The sequence below is a fragment of the Stenotrophomonas sp. 3diitr2024 genome (assembly GCF_042136455.1).
Lineage (GTDB): Bacteria > Pseudomonadota > Gammaproteobacteria > Xanthomonadales > Xanthomonadaceae > Stenotrophomonas > Stenotrophomonas sepilia.
Map to the genome: position 1 here is coordinate 1 of NZ_JBHHMJ010000817.1, position 269 is coordinate 269.

A 269-nucleotide genomic window follows, 5' to 3' on the forward strand; every position below is an offset into this window, starting at 1 on the left:
CACGGGGTGGCACCGACGATGTAACCGGCCTTGAGGTCCTGCAGGTTGTCACCGCCGACCGCGGCGGCGCAGCACACCACCGCGCCGATCATGATCGCGGCCACCGCACCCAGCGGCGCACCGCCGGCACCGACCGGCTTGCCCTGTGCATCGCGCGCGCAGACGATGGCCACGCCGGTCGGGAAATGGCCGAGCAGCCGCCGCAGGGCACGCGGCGGCATCTCGACCGATGGCACCGGGGCCGGGGCGGGGAACACCCCGGCCCACGG

The 269-nt window shown here is 75.1% G+C and carries 1 pseudogene; it reads right to left on the reverse strand.

Annotated features, from left to right (window positions below):
• Positions 1-140 (reverse strand): annotated as a pseudogene (locus ABGA94_RS21830) (OPT/YSL family transporter); the annotation flags it as partial.
• Between the last annotated feature and the right edge of the window lie 129 nt (positions 141-269).